Source organism: Streptosporangium sp. NPDC050855, from assembly GCF_044456585.1.
Taxonomy (GTDB): Bacteria; Actinomycetota; Actinomycetes; order Streptosporangiales; family Streptosporangiaceae; genus Streptosporangium; species Streptosporangium longisporum.
This window is the reverse complement of record NZ_JBITFY010000003.1, coordinates 140,759-160,760: the sequence shown is the minus strand read 5'-3', so window position 1 is coordinate 160,760 and position 20,002 is coordinate 140,759. Positions and strand designations below refer to the sequence as shown.

Annotated in this window: 6 protein-coding genes; all 6 read right to left on the bottom strand. The window is 71.9% G+C overall.

The annotated features are described in order from the left end of the window. Positions 1–25: 25 nt before the first annotated feature. On the bottom strand, positions 26–886 hold the full coding sequence (locus ACIBCT_RS08795) for an ABC transporter permease (protein WP_399186802.1): 861 nt from the start codon (positions 884–886) through the stop codon (positions 26–28). After that, entirely contained in the window at positions 883–1,596 is a 714-nt protein-coding gene (locus tag ACIBCT_RS08790; protein ID WP_399186801.1) for an ABC transporter ATP-binding protein, read from the bottom strand. Before ACIBCT_RS08790 ends, ACIBCT_RS08795 begins: the two co-directional genes overlap by 4 nt. Before the next feature lie 133 nt (positions 1,597–1,729). Beyond that, complete coding sequence (locus tag ACIBCT_RS08785; protein WP_399186800.1) at positions 1,730–2,425, bottom strand: response regulator; 696 nt, start codon at positions 2,423–2,425, stop codon at positions 1,730–1,732. Next, the gene (locus ACIBCT_RS08780; protein WP_399186799.1) at positions 2,422–3,642 is read right to left on the bottom strand and encodes a sensor histidine kinase; all 1,221 of its coding nucleotides are present in this window, start codon (positions 3,640–3,642) and stop codon (positions 2,422–2,424) included. The genes ACIBCT_RS08785 and ACIBCT_RS08780 overlap by 4 nt, the downstream gene beginning before the upstream one ends. A gap of 105 nt (positions 3,643–3,747) precedes the next feature. Continuing rightward, positions 3,748–4,182 carry a hypothetical protein gene (locus ACIBCT_RS08775; RefSeq protein ID WP_399186798.1) on the bottom strand — a complete coding sequence of 145 codons (435 nt, stop codon included), beginning with the start codon at positions 4,180–4,182 and terminating at the stop codon, positions 3,748–3,750. Between the two features lie 262 nt (positions 4,183–4,444). After that, entirely contained in the window at positions 4,445–19,924 is a 15,480-nt protein-coding gene (locus ACIBCT_RS08770; RefSeq protein ID WP_399186797.1) for a hypothetical protein, read from the bottom strand. Between the last annotated feature and the right edge of the window lie 78 nt (positions 19,925–20,002).

Genomic DNA, 20,002 nt, shown 5'->3' with positions numbered 1-20,002 from the left:
TCGGTCCTGACGGTCCTCCCGGTGCTCATCGCGCGTCCCTCCTGCCGAGCGTGATCCCGGCGATGAGCGTGGTCACCAGAGCCCAGCCGACGAGCACGAGCAGGCCGTGTACCGGCCCGGCGCTGAGATGGTTCGCCCCGGCGTCCAGCAGCAGGTTCCGCCCGGCACCGGCCGGGAGGAACGCGTCCAGGCCCGGCCCGGTCCGATCCGGTGAACGCATCATGGTGAGGGCGAGCAGGACGACGGTGACGACGATGCCGATCAGGGTGCTCCGGGCGATGACGGTGACCGCGAAACCCGTCAGCGAGAACAGCACCGCGAAGACGACGAACCTCCCCTGGCCGAGGAACGCGTCGCCGGTCAGGAGCAGCCCCGGGTTCCAGTCCTTGACGGCGGCGTACGTGAACGCGGTGCTGATCCCCGCGATCAGGACCGCCACGGCGAGCAGGTACGCGGTGGTCGCGAGGACCTTCGCGGCCAGCAGTCGGCCCCTGCGCGGGACCGCGAGCACGGTCAGCCCGAGCTGGTGCGAGCGGAACTCCTGCCCGGCGATCACCGCGGCGGGGATCGGCAGGAACACGCCGATCTGCAGGGAGGCCGCGACGAGCATGTCGAGGACCGCCCCGGTCGCCGGTTGGGGCTCGCCGATGAAGATCTCGATGATGCCGTCCGGGGTGATGTTCGCCACCGCCTCGGCGTAGAGCCCGGCCGAGGCGGACATGACCAGCACGTCGAGGGCGAGGATGATCCCGGTGACGATCCACACGCCCGGCAGGGTCAGGATCTTGGACAGCTCCGCCCGGGTCGCGTGCAGCACGGCGCCCGCCGCCCCGGTCCGGGACGGCCGGCCGGTGGGTGCGGGGGACGTCCGCGGCACGGCGCTCACCGTCCCGGTCCCGGGCGGTCGCCGGTGAGCGCGAAGAACGCCGCCTCCAGCGACGGATGCCCCGCGGTGACCTCGGCGACGGGGCCCTGGGCGACGACGCGGCCGTGGTCGATGACGACCACGTCGTCGGCGGTGCCGGCCATCTCCGCCATCAGGTGGCTGGACAGCAGCACGGTGCGGCCGGACGCGGCGTGGTCGCGCAGGAGGGTGCGGATCCAGCGGATCCCCTGCGGGTCCAGCCCGTTCGCGGGCTCGTCGAGGACGAGGATCTCCGGGTCGCCGAGCAGCGCCACGGCGATGCCGAGCCGCTGCCCCATCCCCAGCGAGTACTTCCTCACCCGCTGCCGGGAGACGTCGGCCAGGCCCACGACGTCGAGCACCTCACCGACCCTGCGCCGGGGTATCCCGTTGGACCGGGCGACCCAGGCGAGGTGGTCGACGGCCCGGCGCTCGGGCACCGGGCCCGCCCCGTCGAGCAGCGCCCCGACGGTGCGCAGCGGGTACTCCAGGTCGCGGTACCGCTTCCCGTTGATCGACGCGGTGCCGCTCGTCGCGGCGTCCAGTCCCAGCAGGATGCGCAGCGTGCTGGACTTGCCGGCTCCGTTCGGGCCGAGGAAACCGGTGACCCGGCCGGGACGCGCGGTGAAGCCGACGTCGTCGACGGCCACCTTGTCCCCGTACCGCTTGCTGAGCCGAACAACCTCGATCATCGCCTGCCTCGCCGTTTCGCCGTCTCGTCGGATGGACGGCTTCAGCCTGCGGCGCGAGGACCCCGGCCCGCGTCACCCGAAAGTAGACACCTGCCGGACCGGTGCCGGCGGGACCGCTCCCGGCGGTGTGCGGTCACCCGCTTCGCGGCTCGTGCAGCAGCCCCGCCTCGTAGGCGAGCACGGCCAGGTGCGTGCGGTCGTTCACGCCGAGCTTGGCGAACATGCGCCGCAGGTACGTGCGGACCGTCTCCACGCTCAGGAACAGCTCGTCGGCGATCTGCTGGTTCGTGTACCCGCGCGCGACGAACCGGATGACCTGCGTCTCCCGCTCGGAGAGCACCTGGCCGGCGAACGCGTGCCCGCGCTCGGGCCGGTGCGGCGCGAACCGCCGCAGGAGCCTCGCGGTGACCTCCGGGGCGAGGACGGCGTTGCCCGCCCGGACGGTGCGGACCGCCTGGAGCACCTCCGGCGGGGACGCGTTCTTCAGCAGGAACCCCGACGCCCCGAGCGTCAGCGCCTCGTACACGTACTCGTCGAGATCGAAGGTCGTCAGCATGATCACCCGGGTGGTCGTGTCCCGCAGGATGCGGCGAGCCGCCTCCAGCCCGTCGGTGCCCGGCATCTGCACGTCGAGCAGCGCCACCGCCGGTCTCAGCGCCCCGGCGAGCCTGGCCGCCTCGGCCCCGTCGGACGCCTCCCCGGCGACCCGGAACCCCGCGGTCCGGTCGAACAGCTTGCGGTACACGCCGCGGAAGCGCTCGTCGTCGTCGGCGAGCAGGACGCCGATCACCTCGCCCTCCGTCCCGGACCCGCCCTCCGTCCCGGTCACGAGACCTCCCGCAGGGGCAGGCGCGCGGTGACCTCGAACCCGCCCTCCGGGTGGTTCCGCCAGGTCACGGTGCCGCTCACCAGGCGGGCCCGCTCCCGCATCCCCAGCAGCCCGAACCCGGAGCCCCCGTCCGGCCGGGCTCCCGGGCCGTGGTCGCGGACGTTCGCGACGATCACGTCACCGTCCCGGTGGACGTCCACCGCGCATCCCGCGCCGCCCGCGTGCCGCACCACGTTGCTCAGCCCCTCCTGGACGATCCGGAGGACCACCGCGCCGATGGCGGGATCGACGTGCCCGTTCACGTCGATCCGCGCGTCGACGCCCACCCCGGCGCCGCGCGTCGCGGCGACCACCGACGGCAGCTGCGCGATACCGGCGACCGCCTCCCGCTCTCCCGCGTCCACTCCCCGGGAGGTCGCACCCGTCCCGCGCGGTTCCGCGTCCGGGACGGAGACCGCGTCACGGCCGCCCGCGTCCTCGCGCCCGGCGAGGGGAGCGGGAGAGGAACGCAGCGTCCGTACGAGAGCCTGCATCTCCTCGAGCGCGCTCCTGGCGTGCGCCTCGATGCCGGCCAGCGAGTCGCGCAACTCCTGCTCACCCGCGTCGGGCAGGGCCCGGGTCACGCCCGCCTCCGCGCCGATCACCCCGAGCGCGTGACCGACCACGTCGTGCACCTCGCGCGCCACCTCCAGCTGCACGCGAGCCCGCTCCGCCTCCCGGGCGGCCGCGATCCGCCCGGCGACGGTGGCGCCGAGCAGCCAGGCGACGCTCAGCGCGGCCGACGCGAGGAGCAGCCGCTGCCCGGCACCGCCCACGCCCTCCTCGGGGACGCCCGTCACCGTCGCCAGCCCCGCGATGACGCACACCAGGACCAGGACGAACGCCCGGGTACGACGGGCGCGGGCGATCGCGAGGGAGTACAGGCACCAGGCCGTGGCGAGCATGGGGTCCTCGCACACTCCCAGGACGGCTCCCACGACGGTCGCGATCCCCGCGGCCGCCGTCGCCGAGGCGGGCAGGCGCCGCCGCAGGACCATCGCCGCGCCCACGACCGCGGCCAGCACCAGCCCGGCCACCGGCAGCGGCCGGTCCGCGTCGAGTGCGGGCGGCACCCAGAACAGCCCGACGACGCCGGCCGCGACAAGGGCGTCCAGGAACGGCCGGAGCCTCTCGTCCGGGTCGGGCAGGGCCTGGCCTGCGGGGGAGCGGGTCTGCATCACCGCACCCTACCCAGAGCGGCCGCGGCCCCGTCCGTTCACCGGACGGGGCTCATCGAACGGGACTCATCGGACGGGCTCACCGAGCGGGGCCCACCGGACGTCTCAGGACACGAGGCTGATCCCCGGCATGGGACAGAGCATCTCCTTCTTCGCCTGGAACTCCTTCTTCGCGGTCCAGGGGACCGTCTTGCCCGGGGGAACCGTCACGAGTGCCTGGGCGTAGTCCAGCGTCGTCGCCTTGGTGGTGGTGAAGTACACGACGATCTTGTAGGTGACGGGCTTCTTCCCGGGGTTCCTCGCCGTTCCCTGGGCGCCCCAGCCGCCCGGTACGGCCGCGCACTTGGTCTGCACGACGTTCTGGCGGACGCGGGGTTCGTTGGCCAGCTGTGTCGGCAGCGGATTCGCCACGATCTCCTCGGGGGTCGGCACCGCGGCCGGCTTCTCCTCGGAGACCGCCGCGACCTTGCGCATGGCCTCCTCGTCCGCGAAACACCCGGCGGCCAGCATGGAGGCCATTATCAGCGCAGAGACTTTCACCGTCGAAGATGACGTGCATTTCATGTTCACGACCGGCTCCCGCCATATCGATTGGTTTGTTGTCGTTCGGTTCGTCGGCGGGCGCGGCACCACGGCGCCGGGCCGGAAACGTCCGTCGGCCGCTCCGGAAACGCGGTGCCACCTGGTGCGACGCATTCGATGACCGCCGGAACCGTTTATTCTCGATTTTTATGAAAGGTGATATCTCATATCATGCACGATGGTGCGGACGCTCCCGGCGGGCGACATTCTTCGTTGTCCGTCACTGACCGCCTTTTGAGGCAATGTTCACGCTCGACCGCTTCTTTCCCCACCCGTGCCCGCCGCCCGCCCGCGTGGCGGGGGCTTCGGCGAGGACGGCGTCACGGCGGCGCTCCTTCGTGGCCGATCGGGCGTGGGGGCCCTGGCCGAGGCACTGCCGGTCGTGGTCCCGGTGCAGGCGCGGTCCGGGTCCCCGTCCGCAGCACACCCGCCGCTCGCCGAGGAACTCGACCGTGGTGCACGTCGACGAGTCGGAGCGGATCTCGGCCCTGCGGCCCGTCGCGTCGCCACCGTCACCCCCGCCCCCCGAAGCGGTCGTCGTGACCGTCGCGGCCGAGGGGTTGGAGCTGGTGACCGCGCCGGGGAACAGGCTGCCCGAGGCCGTCGCGGTGTTCACGATCGCACCGGAGCGGATGTCGGCCCGGGTGGCCACGTAGGTGCTCGTGCAGATCGTCGAGTCCTGCGGCGCCAGCCTCGTCACCGGGCAGATGATCTGCGGCGGTGTTCCCGACGCCGAGGAGAGGTCGGTCACGCCCACCCCGCTCAGCGTCGAGTTGCCGGTGTTGACGACCAGGTAGAAGTAGGTGATCGTCTGCCCCTCCCTGACCGTGCTCGGCGACGCGCTCTTCAGCAGCGTCAGGGCGGGGGTCGGCACGGCGGTGACCGTCGCGGCCGACACGTCCGAGGTCGCCACGATGCCCAGCCGGGAGACGCCCGAGGCCGTCGCGGCGTTCACGATCGCGCCGGCGTCGACGTCGGCCTGGGTGGTGACGTAGGTGTTCGTGCAGGTCGTCGAGTCCTGCGGCACGAGTGTCGTCACCGGGCAGGTGATCGCCGAGGGCGTTCCGGTCCCCGTGAAGACGGTGGTCGTCACGTCCACCCCGTTCAGCGTCGTGTTGCCGGTGTTGACGACCAGGTAGGAGTAGGTGATCGTCTGCCCCGGCGCCGTCAGCGTGCTCGGTGCGGCCGTCTTCAGCAGCGCCAGGCTGACCACCGGCAGGACGGTCACCGCCACCGTGGACGGGGCCGAGGCCACCACCACGGCCGCCCGGGGGAGGGCGGCCACCACGGGACCGGTGTCCGAGACGCCCGAGGCCTGTGCGGTGTTGACGACGGTCCCGGCCTCGATGTCCTCCTGGGTGGAGACGTAGGTGCTCGTGCAGGTCGTGGCCTCCTGAGGCTCCAGCGTCCGCGTCGGACAGGTGATCACTCCCGGTGTTCCCGTACCGGAGAAGGCCGTGTCCCGCACGTCCACCTGGGTCAGCGTGGTGTTGCCGGTGTTGACGATCAGGTAGGAGTAGATCAGGGTCCGTCCCGCTGCCGTCAGGACGCTCGGCGACACCGTCTTCAGCAGCGCCAGGCTGGGAGCCGGCCCCCCGGCGACCGTCGCGGTGGACGGCTCGGAGGTGATGACGGGGCCGACGGGCGGGGTGCCCGTGGCGACCGCCGTGTTGACGACGGACCCGGCGTTGACGTCGGCCTGGGTGGTGACGTAGGTGCTCGTGCAGGTCATCGTGTCCTGCGGCGCCAGGGTCGTCGCCGGGCAGGTGATCTGCGGGGGCGTGCCCGACCCCGAGAAGGAGGTGTCCGTCACGCTCACGCCGCTGAGCGTCGCGTTGCCGGTGTTGAGGACCCGGTACGAGTACGTGATCGTCTGGTTCGGTCCCAGCAGCGCCGTCGGGTCCGCCGTCTTCAGCAGCGCCAGGTCGGGGGCGGGCTCGACCGCGACCGTCACCGTGGACGGGCCGGAGGCCACCGCCGGCCCCGAGGGGGGCGTGCCCGTGGCGATCGCGGTGTTGACGATGGATCCGGCGTTGATGTCGGCCTGGGTGGTGACGTAGGTGCCGGTGCAGGTCGTGGTGTCCTGCGGCGCGAGCGTCGTGACCGGGCAGGTGATCTGTGTCGGCGCGCCGGATCCCGAGGAGGTGTCCGTCACGTTCAGGCCGGTCAGCGTGGAGTTGCCGGTGTTGACGATGTCGTAGGAGTAGACCACCGTCCGTCCCGCGGCAGCCACGGTGGCCGGCGAGGCCGTCTTCAGCAGCGCCAGGCCGGGAGCCGTCGCGGCCGTGACCGTCGCGGTGGACGGGTTGGAGATCAGCACCTGGCCTCCCGGGGAGGTCGCGGTGGCGGTCGCGGTGTTGACGATCGTTCCGGCGTTGACGTCGGCCTGGGTGGTGACGTAGGTGCTCGTGCAGGCGGTGGAGCCCTGCGGCGCGAGCGTCGTGACCGGGCAGGTGACCACCGGGGGCGTGCCGGAGCCCGAGAAGAAGCTCTCCCGCACCTCCACGCCGGTCAGCGTCGAGTTGCCGGCGTTGGTGACCAGGTACGTGTAGGTCACGTTCACCCCGGGTGCCGTGATCGTGCCCGGCTCCGCCGTCTTGGACAGGATCAGGCCGGTGATCACCTCGACGGCGACCGTCGTCGAGGACAGGGGAGAGGTCACCGGGGAGCCCCCGACCGGGGTGCCCGAGGCGACCGCGGTGTTGGTGATCGTTCCGGCGTTGATGTCGGCCTGGGTGACCAGGTAGGTGCTCGTGCAGGTCGTCGAGCCGTCCGGCGCCAGCGTCACCGCCGGGCAGGTGATCGCGGGAGCTCCCCCCGAGCCCGAGAAGAAGGTGTCGGTCACGTTCACGCCGGTCAGCGTCCGGTTCCCGGTGTTGACGACCGCGTACGAGTACGTGATCGTCTGTCCCGCCTGCGACACGACCGACGGGGAGGCCGACTTCGACAGCGTCAGGGTCGCGAACAGCTCCGCGGCGACCGTCGCGGTGGACGGCTCGGAGCTCACCGGGGGACCCACCGGCGGGGTGCCCGAGGCGACCGCGGTGTTGACGATGGATCCGGCGTCGACGTCGTCCTGGGTGGTGACGTAGGTGCTCGTGCAGGTCGTCGTGGCCTGCGGCACCAGCGTCGTCACCGGGCAGGTGATCACCGGGGGCGTGCCGGTTCCGGTGAAGGCGGTGGTGGTCACACCCACGCCGGTCAGCGTCGTGTTGCCGGTGTTGACGATCGCGTACGAGTACGTCACGGTGCCCGCCTCTCCCGGCCGCGCCACCGTCCTCGGCGACGCCGTCTTCAGCAGCGCCAGGCTGGGGGCGGGCTCGGCGGTCACCACCACCGTCGACGGGTCCGAGGTCACCACGGCGGCCACCGAGGGCTCCGCCAGGCTCACCGCGGAGGTCAGCACGGTCTCACCCGGCGGTACCCCCGCGGCCACCGCGGTGTTGACGATCGCGCCGGCGTCGACGTCGGCCTGGGTGGTGACGTACGTGCTGGTGCAGGTGGTGGTCTCCTGCGGGGCGAGCGTCGTGACCGGGCAGACGATCACGCCGGGCGTCCCGGTGCCCGAGAAGCTGACGTCCGCCACGGTCACCCCGGTCAGCGTCAGGTTCCCGGTGTTGACGACCGCGTAGGAGTAGACCACCTCACGTCCCGCCGCCGCCACCGTGCTCGGCGACGCCGTCTTCAGCAGCGCCAGGCTGGGGGCGGGCTCACCCGTGATCGCCACCGTGGAGGCGGCCGAGGTCACCGGCGGGCCCGACGGCGGGATGCCCGACGCCGTGGCGGTGTTCACGATCACACCGGCGTTGATGTCGGCCTGGGTGGTGACGTAGGTGCCCGTGCAGGTCGTCATGTCCTGCGGCGCCAGCGTCGTCACCGGGCAGGTGATCACCGGGGCGGGTCCGCTGCCGGAGAAGGACGTGTCGGTCGCGTCCACCCCGGTGAGCGTCGTGTTGCCGGTGTTGACGATCGTGTAGGAGTAGGTCACGGTCCGTCCCGCGGACGTGAACGTGCTCGGTGACGCCGTCTTCAGCAGCGCCAGGCCGGGAGCCGGCACCTCGACGACCGTCGCGGTCGACGGCTCGGAGGTCACGACGACCCCGGCGGGCGTCGTGCCCGAGGCGACCGCGGTGTTCACCACGCCGCCGGCGTCGATGTCGGCCTGGGTGACCAGGTACGTGCCGGTGCAGGTGGTGGTGTCCTGCGGTGCCAGCGTGACGGCCGGGCAGGTGACCACCGGGGGTGTCCCGGTCCCGGAGAAGGCGGTGTCGTCGACGTCCACGCCGGTCAGCGTGGCGTTTCCGGTGTTGACGATCGTGTAGGAGTAGGTCACCTGCCGTCCCGCCGCGGTCACCACGCTCGGTGTCACCGTCTTCAGCAGCGCCAGGCCGGGAGCCGCCTCCCCGCCGACCGTCGCGGTGGACGGCTCGGAGACCACGGCGGGTCCGGTGGGTGGTGTGCCGGTGGCGACCGCGGTGTTGACGATGGATCCGGCGTCGATGTCGGCCTGGGTGGTGACGTAGGTGCCGGTGCAGACGGTCGTGTCCTGGGGGTCCAGGACGGTGACGGGGCAGGTGATCACGGGGCGGGTGCCGGTGCCGGAGAAGGCGGTGTCGGTGACGCCGACGCCGGTCAGCGTGGCGTTGCCGGTGTTGATGATCGTGTAGGAGTAGGTCAGGGGCCGTTCGGCGGCGGTCACCGTGCTGGGCGACACCGTCTTCAGCAGCGCCAGGCCGGGAGCGGCCTCCACGACGACCGTCACGGTGGAAGGGTCGGAGGTCACCGCCGGGCCCTCCGGAGGAGTGCCGGTGGCGAGGGCGGTGTTGACGATGGTCCCGGCGTTGATGTCGGCCTGCGTGATGACGTACGTGCTGTTGCAGACGACGGCTTCCTGTGGGGCGAGCGTGGTGACCGGGCAGGTGATCGCCGGGTTGGGGCCGGTTCCGGTGAAGGTGGTGTCGGTCACGTCCACGCCGGTCAGGGTCGCGTTGCCGGTGTTGACGACCAGGTAGGCGTAGATGATCGTCCGTCCGGCGGCGGCCACCGTGGCCGGTGCCGCGGTCTTCAGCAGGGCCAGGCTGGGAGCCGGTGTGGCGGTCACCGTCGCGGTGGAGGGGTCGGAGGTCACGGCGGGTCCGGTGGGCGGTGTGCCGGTGGCGACGGCGGTGTTGACGATGCCTCCGGCGTCGATGTCGGCCTGGGTGGTGACGTAGGTGCTGGTGCAGGTGGTCGTGTCCTGGGGGGCGAGCGTGACGACCGGGCAGGTGATCACCGGGGCGGGCCCGGTGCCGGAGAAGGACGTGCCGGTGACGTCCACGCCGGTCAGCGTCACGTTGCCGGTGTTGACCACCAGGTAGGAGTAGACCACCGTGCGGCCCGCGGCCGCCACCGTGGTCGGTGACGCCGTCTTCAGCACCGCCACGCCGGGAGCCGGTGTGGCGGTGATCGTGGCGGTGGACGGGGCGGAGGTCACGGCCGTCCCGCCGGGGGAGGTGCCGGTGGCGGTGGCGGTGTTGACGACGGTCCCGGCGTCGACGTCGGCCTGGGTGACGACGTAGGTGCCGGTGCAGGTGGTGGTGTCCTGCGGTGCCAGGGTGACGGCCGGGCACGTGACCACCGGGGCGGGCCCGGTGCCGGAGAAGGTGGTGTCGGTGACGTCCACGCCGGTCAGCGTCGTGTTGCCGGTGTTGAAGACCAGGTAGGAGTAGGTCACCGTCTGCCCGGCCGCGGTCACCGTGTTCGGTGTCCCCGTCTTCAGCAGCGCCAGGTCGGGAGCCGGGGTGATGGTGACCGTGGCGGTGGACGGCGGGGCCGCTATGAGGGAGCCCCCGGGAGGCGTGGCGGTCGCGGTGGCGATGTTGACGACGGCCCCGGCGTCGACGTCGGCCTGGGTGACGACGTAGGTGCTGGTGCAGGTGGTGGTGTCCTGGGGGGCGAGGGTGGTGACCGGGCAGGTGATCACGGGAGGCGTGCCGGTGCCGGAGAAGACGCTCTCGGTCACGTCCACCCCGTTCAGGGTGGTGTTGCCGGTGTTGACCAGCAGGTAGGAGTAGACCACGGTCCGCCCGGCGGCGATCACCGTGGTCGGCGACGCCGTCTTCAGCAGGGCCAGCTCGGGGTCGGGCGTGGCGGTCACCGTCGCGGTGGAGGGATCGGAGACGACGGCCGGTCCGGTGGGCGGCGTGCCCGACGCCGTCGCGGTGTTGGTGACGGTTCCGGTGTCGACGTCGGCCTGGGTGAGGACGTAGGCGCCGGTGCAGGTGGTGCTGTCGCCCGGTGCGAGGGTGGTGACCGGGCAGGTGATCACCGGGGCGGTGCCCGAGCCGGTGAAGGCGGTGGTGGTGACGTCCACGCCGGTCAGGGTGGTGTTGCCGGTGTTGGTGACCAGGTGCTCGTAGGTCACGGTCTGCCCGGCGGCGGTCGCGGTGGCCGGTGACGCCGTCTTCAGCAGGGCCAGGGCGGGAGCGGCGATGACGGCGACCGTGGCGGTGGACGGGTCGGAGGTCACGGCCGGTCCGACGGGGGGCGTGCCGGTGGCGGTGGCGGTGTTGACGATGGTCCCGGCGTCGATGTCGGCCTGCGTGACGACGTAGGTGTTGCTGCAGACCGTCCTGCCCTGCGGTGCCAGGGTGGTGACCGGGCAGGTGATCGCGGTGGGCGTTCCGGTGCCCGAGAAGGCGGTGGTGGCCACGTCCACCCCGGTCAGGGTGGTGTTGCCGGTGTTGGCCACCAGGTAGGAGTAGGTCAGGGTCTGCCCGGCCGTGGTCGCCGTGGACGGTGACGCGGTCTTCAGCAGCGCCAGGGTCGGAGCGGGGGGAGCGGTGACCGTCGCGGTCGACGGCGGTGAGGCGATGGCGGGCCCGGTGGGCGGCGTGCCGGTGGCGACCGCGGTGTTGACGACGGTCCCGGCGTCGATGTCGGCCTGGGTGGTGACGTACGTGCCCGTGCAGGTCGTCAGGTCCTGCGGGGCGAGGACGGTGACCGGGCAGGTGATCACCGGGGCGGGTCCGGTGCCGGAGAAGGAGGTGTCGGTGACGTCCACGCCGGTCAGGGTGGTGTTGCCGGTGTTGACCAGCAGGTAGGAGTAGGTCACGGTCCGTCCCGCGGCGGTCACCGTGGCCGGTGAGGCCGTCTTCAGCAGGGCCAGGTTGGGGTCGGCCGTGATGGTCACCGTCGCGGTGGAGGCATCGGAGGTCACGGCCGGTCCGGTGGGCGGTGTGCCCGTGGCGGTCGCGGTGTTGACGACGGTCCCGGCGTCGACGTCGGCCTGGGTGAGGACGTACGTGCTCGTGCAGGTCGTCGAGTCCTGGGGGGCGAGCGTGGTGACCGGGCAGACGATCGCGGTCGGGGTTCCCGTCCCGGTGAAGGCGGTGGTGGTGACGTCCACGCCGGTGAGGGTGGTGTTGCCGGTGTTGGTGACCAGGTAGGCGTAGGTGATGGTCTGCCCGGCCGCGGTCGCCGTGTTCGGTGAGGCCGTCTTCAGCAGCGCCACGGCGGGAGCGGCGACGGCGGTGATCGTGTTGGTCGACGGCGGGGAGGCGACGGCGGGTCCGGTGGGCGGGGTGCCGGTGGCGACGGCGGTGTCGACGATGGTCCCGGCGTCGATGTCGGCCTGCGTGACGACGTAGGTGTTGCTGCAGACCGTCCTGGCCTGCGGTGCCAGCGTGGTGACCGGGCAGGTGATCGCGGTCGGGGTGCCGGTGCCGGTGAAGGCGGTCTCGGTGACGTCCACCCCGGTCAGGGTGGTGTTGCCGGTGTTGGAGACCAGGTAGGCGTAGGTCACCGTCTGCCCGGCCGCGGTCACCGTGTTCGGTGTCCCCGTCTTCAGCAGCGCCAGCGTGGGAGCGGGAGGAGCGGCGACCGTCGCGGTCGACGGGTCGGAGGTCACGGCCGGTCCGATGGGCGGCGTGCCCGTGGCGGTCGCGGTGTTGACGATGCTCCCGGCGTCGATGTCGGCCTGGGTCGTCACGTAGGTGTTCGTGCAGGTCGTCATGTCCTGCGGGGCGAGCGTGGTGACCGGGCAGGTGATCGCGGTGGGGGTGCCGGTGCCGGTGAAGGCGGTGGTGGTCACGGTCACCCCGGTCAGGGTGGCGTTGCCGGTGTTGACGACCATGTAGGAGTAGGTGATGGTCCGTCCTGCGGCGGTCACCGCGTTCGGCGACGCCGTCTTCAGCAGCGCCAGGCGGGGAGCCGGCTCCTCGGTGACCGTCGCCGTGGACGGGTCGGAGGTCACGGCCGGTCCGGTGGGGGGCGTGCCGGTGGCGGTGGCGGTGTTGACGATGGTCCCGGCGTCGACGTCGGCCTGGGTGGTGACGTAGGTGTTCGTGCAGACGGTGTCGTCCTGCGGGGCGAGCGTGGTGACCGGGCAGACGATCGGGGTGGGGGTGCCGGTGCCGGTGAAGGCGGTGGTGGTCACGGTCACCCCGGTCAGCGTGAGGTTTCCGGTGTTGACGATCGCGTACGAGTAGGTGATCGTCTCGCCCGCCTGTGTCGAGGCCGTGGGGAAGGCCGTCTTCAGCAGGGCGAGTGCCGGGGCGGCGATGACGGTGATCGTGGCGGCCGACGGGTCGGAGGTGACGGCGGGTCCGGTCGGTGGTGTGCCGGTGGCGGTGGCGGCGTTGGTGATGGTTCCGGCGTTGATGTCGGCCTGGGTGGTGACGTAGGTGTTGGTGCAGGTCGTCGAGGCGCGCGGGGCGAGGGTGGTGGTCGGGCAGGTGATGGCGGTGGGCGTCCCGGTGCCGGTGAAGGCGGTGGTCGTCACGGTCAGACCGGTCAGGGTGGTGTTGCCCGTGTTGACGGCCAGGTAGGAGTAGGTCACGACGCGTCCGGCGGCGACGACCGTGGTCGGCGATGCCGTCTTCAGCAGGGCCAGTGCCGGGGCGGCGGTGGCGGTGACGGTCGCGGTGGAGGCGTCGGAGGTGACGGCCGGTCCCGACGGTGGTGTGCCGGTGGCGGTGGCGGTGTTGGTGATGGTTCCGGCGTTGATGTCGGCCTGGGTGGTGACGTAGGTGTTGGTGCAGGTCGTCGAGGCGCCCGGGGCCAGGACGGTGGTCGGGCAGGTGATCGCGGTGGGCGTTCCGGTGCCGGTGAAGGCGGTGGTCGTCACGCCCACCCCGGTCAGGGTCGTGTTGCCGGTGTTGAGGACCAGGTAGGAGTACGTCACCGTCTGCCCGGCCGCCACCACCGCGTTCGGCGACGCCGTCTTCTGCAGGGCCAGCGAGGGAGCGGCCGTGAGGGTGACCGTCGCGGCCGACGGGGCGGAGGTCACGGCCGGTCCGGTGGGCGGTGTGCCCGTGGCGGTCGCGGTGTTGGTGATGGTCCCGGCGTCGATGTCGGCCTGGGTGATGACGTGCGTCCCGTTACAGGTCACCGACTCCTGCGGCGCCAGCGTGGTCAGGGGGCAGGTGACCGGGCCCGGCGTGCCGGAGGCCGTGGAGACGTCGGTGATGAACACCCCGGTCAGGGTGGTGTTGCCGGTGTTGACGACCGCGTAGGAGTAGGCGATCGTCTGGCCCTCCTGCGTGGCGGCCACCGGGAACGCCGTCTTCAGCACCGCGATGGCGGGAGCGGCGATGGCGGTCACCGTCGCCGTGGAGGCGTCGGAGGTCACGGCGGGTCCGGTCGGTGGTGTGCCGGTGGCGGTGGCGGTGTTGACGATGGTTCCGGCGTTGATGTCGGCCTGGGTGGTGACGTAGGTGTTGGTGCAGGTCGTCGAGGCGCGCGGGGCCAGGGTGGTGACCGGGCAGGTGATCGCGGTGGGCGTCCCGGCACCGGTGAAGACGGTGGTCGTCACGGTCAGACCGGTCAGGGTCGTGTTGCCGGTGTTGAGGACCAGGTAGGAGTAGGTCACGGTCCGCCCGGCCGAGGCCACAGTGGTCGGCGATGCCGTCTTCAGCAGGGCCAGTGCGGGAGCGGCGGTGGCGGTGACGGCCGCGGTGGAGGCGTCGGAGGTGACGGCCGGTCCCGACGGTGGTGTGCCGGTGGCGGTGGCGGTGTTGACGATGGTTCCGGCGTTGATGTCGGCCTGGGTGGTGACGTAGGTGTTGGTGCAGGTCGTCGAGGCGCCCGGGGCCAGGACGGTGGTCGGGCAGGTGATCGCGGTGGGCGTCCCGGTGCCGGTGAAGGCGGTGGTCGTCACGGTCAGACCGGTCAGGGTGGTGTTGCCGGTGTTGAGGACCAGGTAGGAGTACGTCACCGTCTGCCCGGCCCCCACCACCACGTTCGGCGACACCGTCTTCTGCAGGGCCAGTGCGGGAGCGGCCGTGAGGGTGACCGTCGCGGTGGAGGGATCGGAGGTGACGGCCGGTCCGGTGGGTGGTGTGCCGGTGGCGGTGGCGGTGTTGACGACGGTCCCGGCGTCGACGTCCGCCTGGGTGATGACGCGCGTTCCACTGCAGGTCGTCGAGGCCTGCGGGGCGAGCGTGGTGACCGGGCAGGTGATCGCGGCCGGGGTGTTCGAGCCGCTGGAGACGTCGGTGATCCTCACCCCGGTGAGGGTGGTGTTGCCGGTGTTGACGACCGCGTAGGAGTAGGCGATCGTCTGGCCCTCCTGCGTGGCGGCCACCGGGAACGCCGTCTTCAGCACCGCGATGGCGGGAGCGGCGATGGCGGTGACCGTCGCCGTGGACGGGCCGGAGGTCACGGCGGAGCCGGTGGTCGCGGTGCCGGTCGCGGTGGCGGTGTTGGTGATGCCCCCGGCGTCGACGTCCGCCTGGGTGATGGCGTACACGCTCGTGCAGGTGGTCGAGTCCTGCGGGGCGAGCGTGGTGGCCGGGCAGGTGATCGGGGTGGGGGTGCCGGTGCCGGTGAAGACGGTGGTGGTGATCCTGATGCCGGTCAGCGTGGTGTTGCCGGTGTTGAAGATCAGATAGGTGTAACTGATGGCCCGTCCCGCCGCCACGACCGTGGTCGGTGCCGCCGTCTTCAGCAGCGCCAGGCCGGGAGCGGCGACGGCGGTGACCGTGGCGGTGGAGGGGGCGGAGGTCACGGCCGGTCCGGTGGGTGGTGTGCCGGTGGCGATGGCGGTGTTGGTGACGGCTCCGGCGTCGATGTCGGCCTGGGTGACGACATAGACGTTCGTGCAGGTCGTGGTGGCCTGCGGGGCGAGCGTGGTGACCGGGCAGACGATCGCGTTGGAGGTCCCGGTGCCGGTGAAGGCGGTGGTGGTCACCCTGACGCCGGTCAGCGTGGTGTTGCCGGTGTTGACGATCGCGTACGAGTAGGTGATCGTCTGGCCCGCCTCCGTCACGGTCACCGGGAAGGCCGTCTTCAGCATGGCGATGGCCGGAGCGGCGACGGCGGTGACCGTGGCGGTGGAGGAGGCGGAGGCCACGGCGGGTCCGGTGGAGGGTGTGCCGAAGGCGGTGGCGGTGTTGACGACGGCTCCGGCGTCGATGTCCGCCTGGGTGGTGACATAGGTGTTCGTGCAGGTGGTCGAGTCCTGCGGGGCGAGCGTGGTGGCCGGGCAGACGATCGCGGTGGGGGTTCCGGTGCCGGTGAAGACGGTGGTGGCCACCCTGACGCCGGTCAGGGTGAGGTTGCCGGTGTTGACGACCAGGTAGGAGTAGGTCACGGTGCGTTCGGCCCCGGTGACCGTGGTCGGTGAGGCCGTCTTCAGCAGCGCCACGCCGGGAGCCGGGGTGGCGGTGACCGTGGCGGTGGAGACGTTGGAGGTCACGGCGGGTCCGGTGGGTGGTGTGCCGGTGGCGGTCGCGGTGTTGGTGACGGCTCCGGCGTCGACGTCGGCCTGCCTGACGACGTAGGTGCTCGTGCAGGTCGTCGAGGCCTGTGGCGCCAGCGTGGTGACGGGGCAGGTGACCAGGGAGCGTGCCCCTATGCCCGAGAAGGACGTGCTGGCCACGCTCACGCCGGTCAGCGTGGTGTTGCCGGTGTTGACGACCAGGTAGGAGTAGGTCACGACGCGTCCGGCCGCGGTGACGGTGGTCGGCGAGGCCGTCTTCAGCAGTGCCAGGCCGGGAGCCGGGGTGGCGGTGACCGTGGCGGTGGACGGATCGGAGGCCACGGCCGGTCCGGTGGGGGGTGTGCCGAAGGCGGTGGCGGTGTTGGTGACGGCCCCGGCGTCGACGTCGGCCTGGGTGGTGACGTAGGTGCTCGTGCAGGTCGTCGTCGCCTGCGGTGCCAGCGTGGTGACCGGGCAGGTGATCGCCGAGTGCGCGCCGGTGCCGGAGGTGGTGTCGGTCACCCTGACCCCGGTCAGCGTGGTGTTGCCGGTGTTGATGACCGCGTACGAGTAGGTCACGGTGCGTCCGGCCGCGGTCACCGTGGTCGGCGAGGCCGTCTTCAGCAGCGCCACGCTGGGGGCGGAGGTGACGCCCACGGTGGCGGTGGACGGGTCGGAGGTCACGACCGGTCCCGACGGGGGTATGCCCGAGGCAGTGGCGGTGTTGGTGATGGATCCGGCGTCGATGTCGGCCTGGGTGGTGACGTAGGTGCCGGTGCAGGTCGTGGTGGCCTGTGGCGCCAGGGTGGTGGCGGAGCAGGTGACCACGGACCGCGGCCCCGTCCCCGAGAAGGCGATGGTGTTCACCCTGACCCCGGTGAGGGTGGTGTTGCCGGTGTTGACGATCGCGTACGAGTAGGTCACGGTCCGTCCGGACGCCACCACCGTGCTCGGCGTCGCCGTCTTCAGCACGGCCAGGGCGGGGGCGGAGGTGATGGCGACCGTGGCGGTGGAGGAGGCGGAGGTCACGGCCGGTCCGGTGGGTGGCGTGCCGGTGGCGGTGGCGGTGTTCGTGATGCTCCCCGAGTCGATGTCGGCCTGGGTGATGACGTAGGTGCCGGTGCAGGTGGTCGAGGCCTGCGGCGCCAGCGTCGTCGCCGGGCAGGAGGCCACCGGTGGCGTTCCCGTTCCCGAGAAGGACGTACCCGTCACCCGCACCCCGGTCAGCGTGGTGTTGCCGGTGTTGACGATCAGGTAGGAGTACGTCACGGTCCGGCCCGCCGCCACCACCGTGGTCGGCGAGGCCGTCTTCAGCAGCGACAGGCTGGGAGCCGGCGTGGCCGTGATCGTCACCGTCGACGGGTCGGAGGTCACGGCGGGGCCGGTGGGCGGGGTGCCGGTGGCGGTGGCGGTGTTGGTGACGCCCCCGGCGTCGATGTCGGCCTGGGTGGTGACGTAGGTGCTGGTGCAGGTCGTCGAGGCCTGCGGCGCCAGCGTCGTCGTGGGGCAGGTGACCGCGGAGCGCGGCCCCGTGCCGGAGAAGGCCGTCTCCGTGATCCTCACACCGGTGAGGGTGGTCCTGCCGGTGTTGGTGATCAGGTAGGAGTAGGTGATGCTCCGCCCCGCGGCCGTCACCGTGCTCGGCGACGCCGTCTTCAGCATCGCCAGCGACGAGACCTGTACGGGGACCACCGTCGAGGTGCCCCCGGTGGTCACGCCGGTCTGGGTGGGGGTGTCGGCGTTGGAGAACTCGACGGTCGCGCTGTTGTTCACCGTCGTGCCGGGGGAGTTGGCCCCGAGCGTGACGCGGAACCTCACGGAGGTGGACTGGCCCGGTGCCAGGCTGCCGCCGCTGACGGCGTTGGCCCCGGTTCCCAGCCGCACCTGGACCTGGTTGTTGACGAAATCCCCCTGGTCGTCTCCGGTGCGGTCCGTCTTGGACCCGATGTTGGGCCCCGTCACCACCGAGATGCTCCCCGGGACGTAGACGGTGTTGGCGGGGATCGGGTCGGTGAGCGCCACGTTGATGGCGGTGTCGTCCCCGGTGTTGGTCGCGGTGACGGTGTACTCGAGGACGGATCCCGGTTCGGGGTCGCCCCCGCCCACCACCGTGGCGGACTTGGTCACCTGGATGCTGGCCTGGCGCAGGGCGACCTGGGCGAAGATCGCTTGGGGCCAGTAGGCGTCTCCCGCGGTGCTGAAGACGAACCGCGCCGAGGTGTCGTTGTTGCGGAACGCGGTGGAGGCGTCGACGATGTTGGAGTCGTAGCCGAGGGTGTTGGTGTAGGCCGGGTTGCGGTCGGTGACCTGGCCGCCGAGCGTGGCGATGGTGGAGTTGAAGAAGTTGTTCGCCGGGTGCAGGGCGTCGCTCAGCACGGTCAGGGGGCCGTTGGTGGTGTCGATGCTCAGGGAGTCGCCGGTGATCGCGTTGTCGCCGTCGTAGGCGATCTCACCGATCTGGACGCTGACGGGGCCGGTGGTGGGGGTGCGGATGCCCGACAGGGTGATCGCGGTGTCCGGGCTGGCGTTCTGCTGCTCCAGGAAGCCGTCGAAGACGGTGATGTTGCGCAACGGCATGGTCACGTCGCGGTAGGCCACCACCAGCGACCAGCCGCCGAAGGCGCCCAGGCTGTCGTTGCCCCGGGCGGCCTGGACGTTGGCCACCGTGTAGGTGCCGGCGCCGGCCGCCGTCACTATGGAGGTGACGTCCGCCGAGGCGCCGTAGACGATCCCGTTGGCGGTGATGTTGTCGGGGGTGTCGCCGATGTCACCGGCCGCGGCCACGATCGTGCGGTAGACCGTGCTGCCCGGGGTCCTGAACGACACCTGCCCGCGCAGGGCGATGTCGGGCGCCAGGCGGTTGCCGGCCGGCAGGCCCGCCGTGTTGGTCGAGGTCTGGCTGCGCGCCCCCCAGTACAGCCGGGCGTAGGCCACCTGCGCGCCGGCCGACAGGGTCAGGTTGGCGGTGCTGGAGTTGAACGTCGCCGTGTCGGCGTCCACGTCGATGAAGGTGGCGTCGACGTTGTTGTTGCCCGAGCCGGTCCGGCGCGCGGCACAGTCGGGCACCGAGGGGGGGTAGCAGGTGACGACCGAGTTCGCCGCCCGGGTGATCGCCCCACGGAAGTTGTTCACGTAGCGCTGGACGAAGGGGAGCGGAGCCAGCAGGGCCGCGTCCGTGCCCGCCCGCTGCTGATCGGGCCTCTCGTCCGCTCTCGCGTCGGCCTTCTCGTCCGGGCGGGCCGGTCCGGTCCCGCTCTCGGCCCCGGTGTCGGCCCCGGTGTCGGTCCCGGTGTCGGTCTCGGTTCCGGTCCCGGTTCCGGGGGCGGTCCCGGTGTCGGTCTCGGTTCCGGTCCCGGTTCCGGGGGCGGTCCCGGCTCCCGTGCCGGTGTCGGCCGGGGTCTGCGCGGGTGATCCTGGCGGGACGGCGCCGGTGCCCTCGCTGCTCTCGGTGCTCTCGGCGCCCTCGGTGCCCCGCGTCTCCTGCGTGGCCCGTACGTCCTCGGCGTCCTCCGACGCCGATCCGGCCGGCATGCGCCGTTCCCCGATCCCCCCGCCGGTCGTGACCCGGGACGGGTCGGGGGAGGCGTCGGCCGTGACCTCGGCCCCGTCCGCCGATGCCCTGACGCCTCCCGGGTGACCCGGGGCGTCCTGGCAGGTGCGTCCCGCGTCGGCCTCGACCGTCGGGATGTACAGCCTCCCGACGGTCGTCCGGACCGCGTACCGGACCGTGATGCTCTCACCGGCCGTCACATCGCCCGTCCACCTCAGCATGGGCTTCTCGTAGGTCAGCGTGCCGGAGGTGGCCAGCGTCTCGCCCACGGTCCTGCCGTCGGGAACCTCGGAGAGGTCCTCGCTGAACCTCGCCCCTTCCGCGTCGGCCTCACCGGTGTTGACGACGTGCACCGTCACGGTCGTCCGGGCACCGTCACGACGCGCCTCACGGGTCAGCCGCAGGGTCGGACCGGTCCGGCCCGAACCGCAGGTGATCTCGAACGACGGCGCCTCCGCTCTCGTACGCATCGCGGCGGAGGCGTCCGCCGTCGCTCCCAGACCAACCGCACACGCCATGAATCCAGACAAAGTGCTTTTAAGGAATAT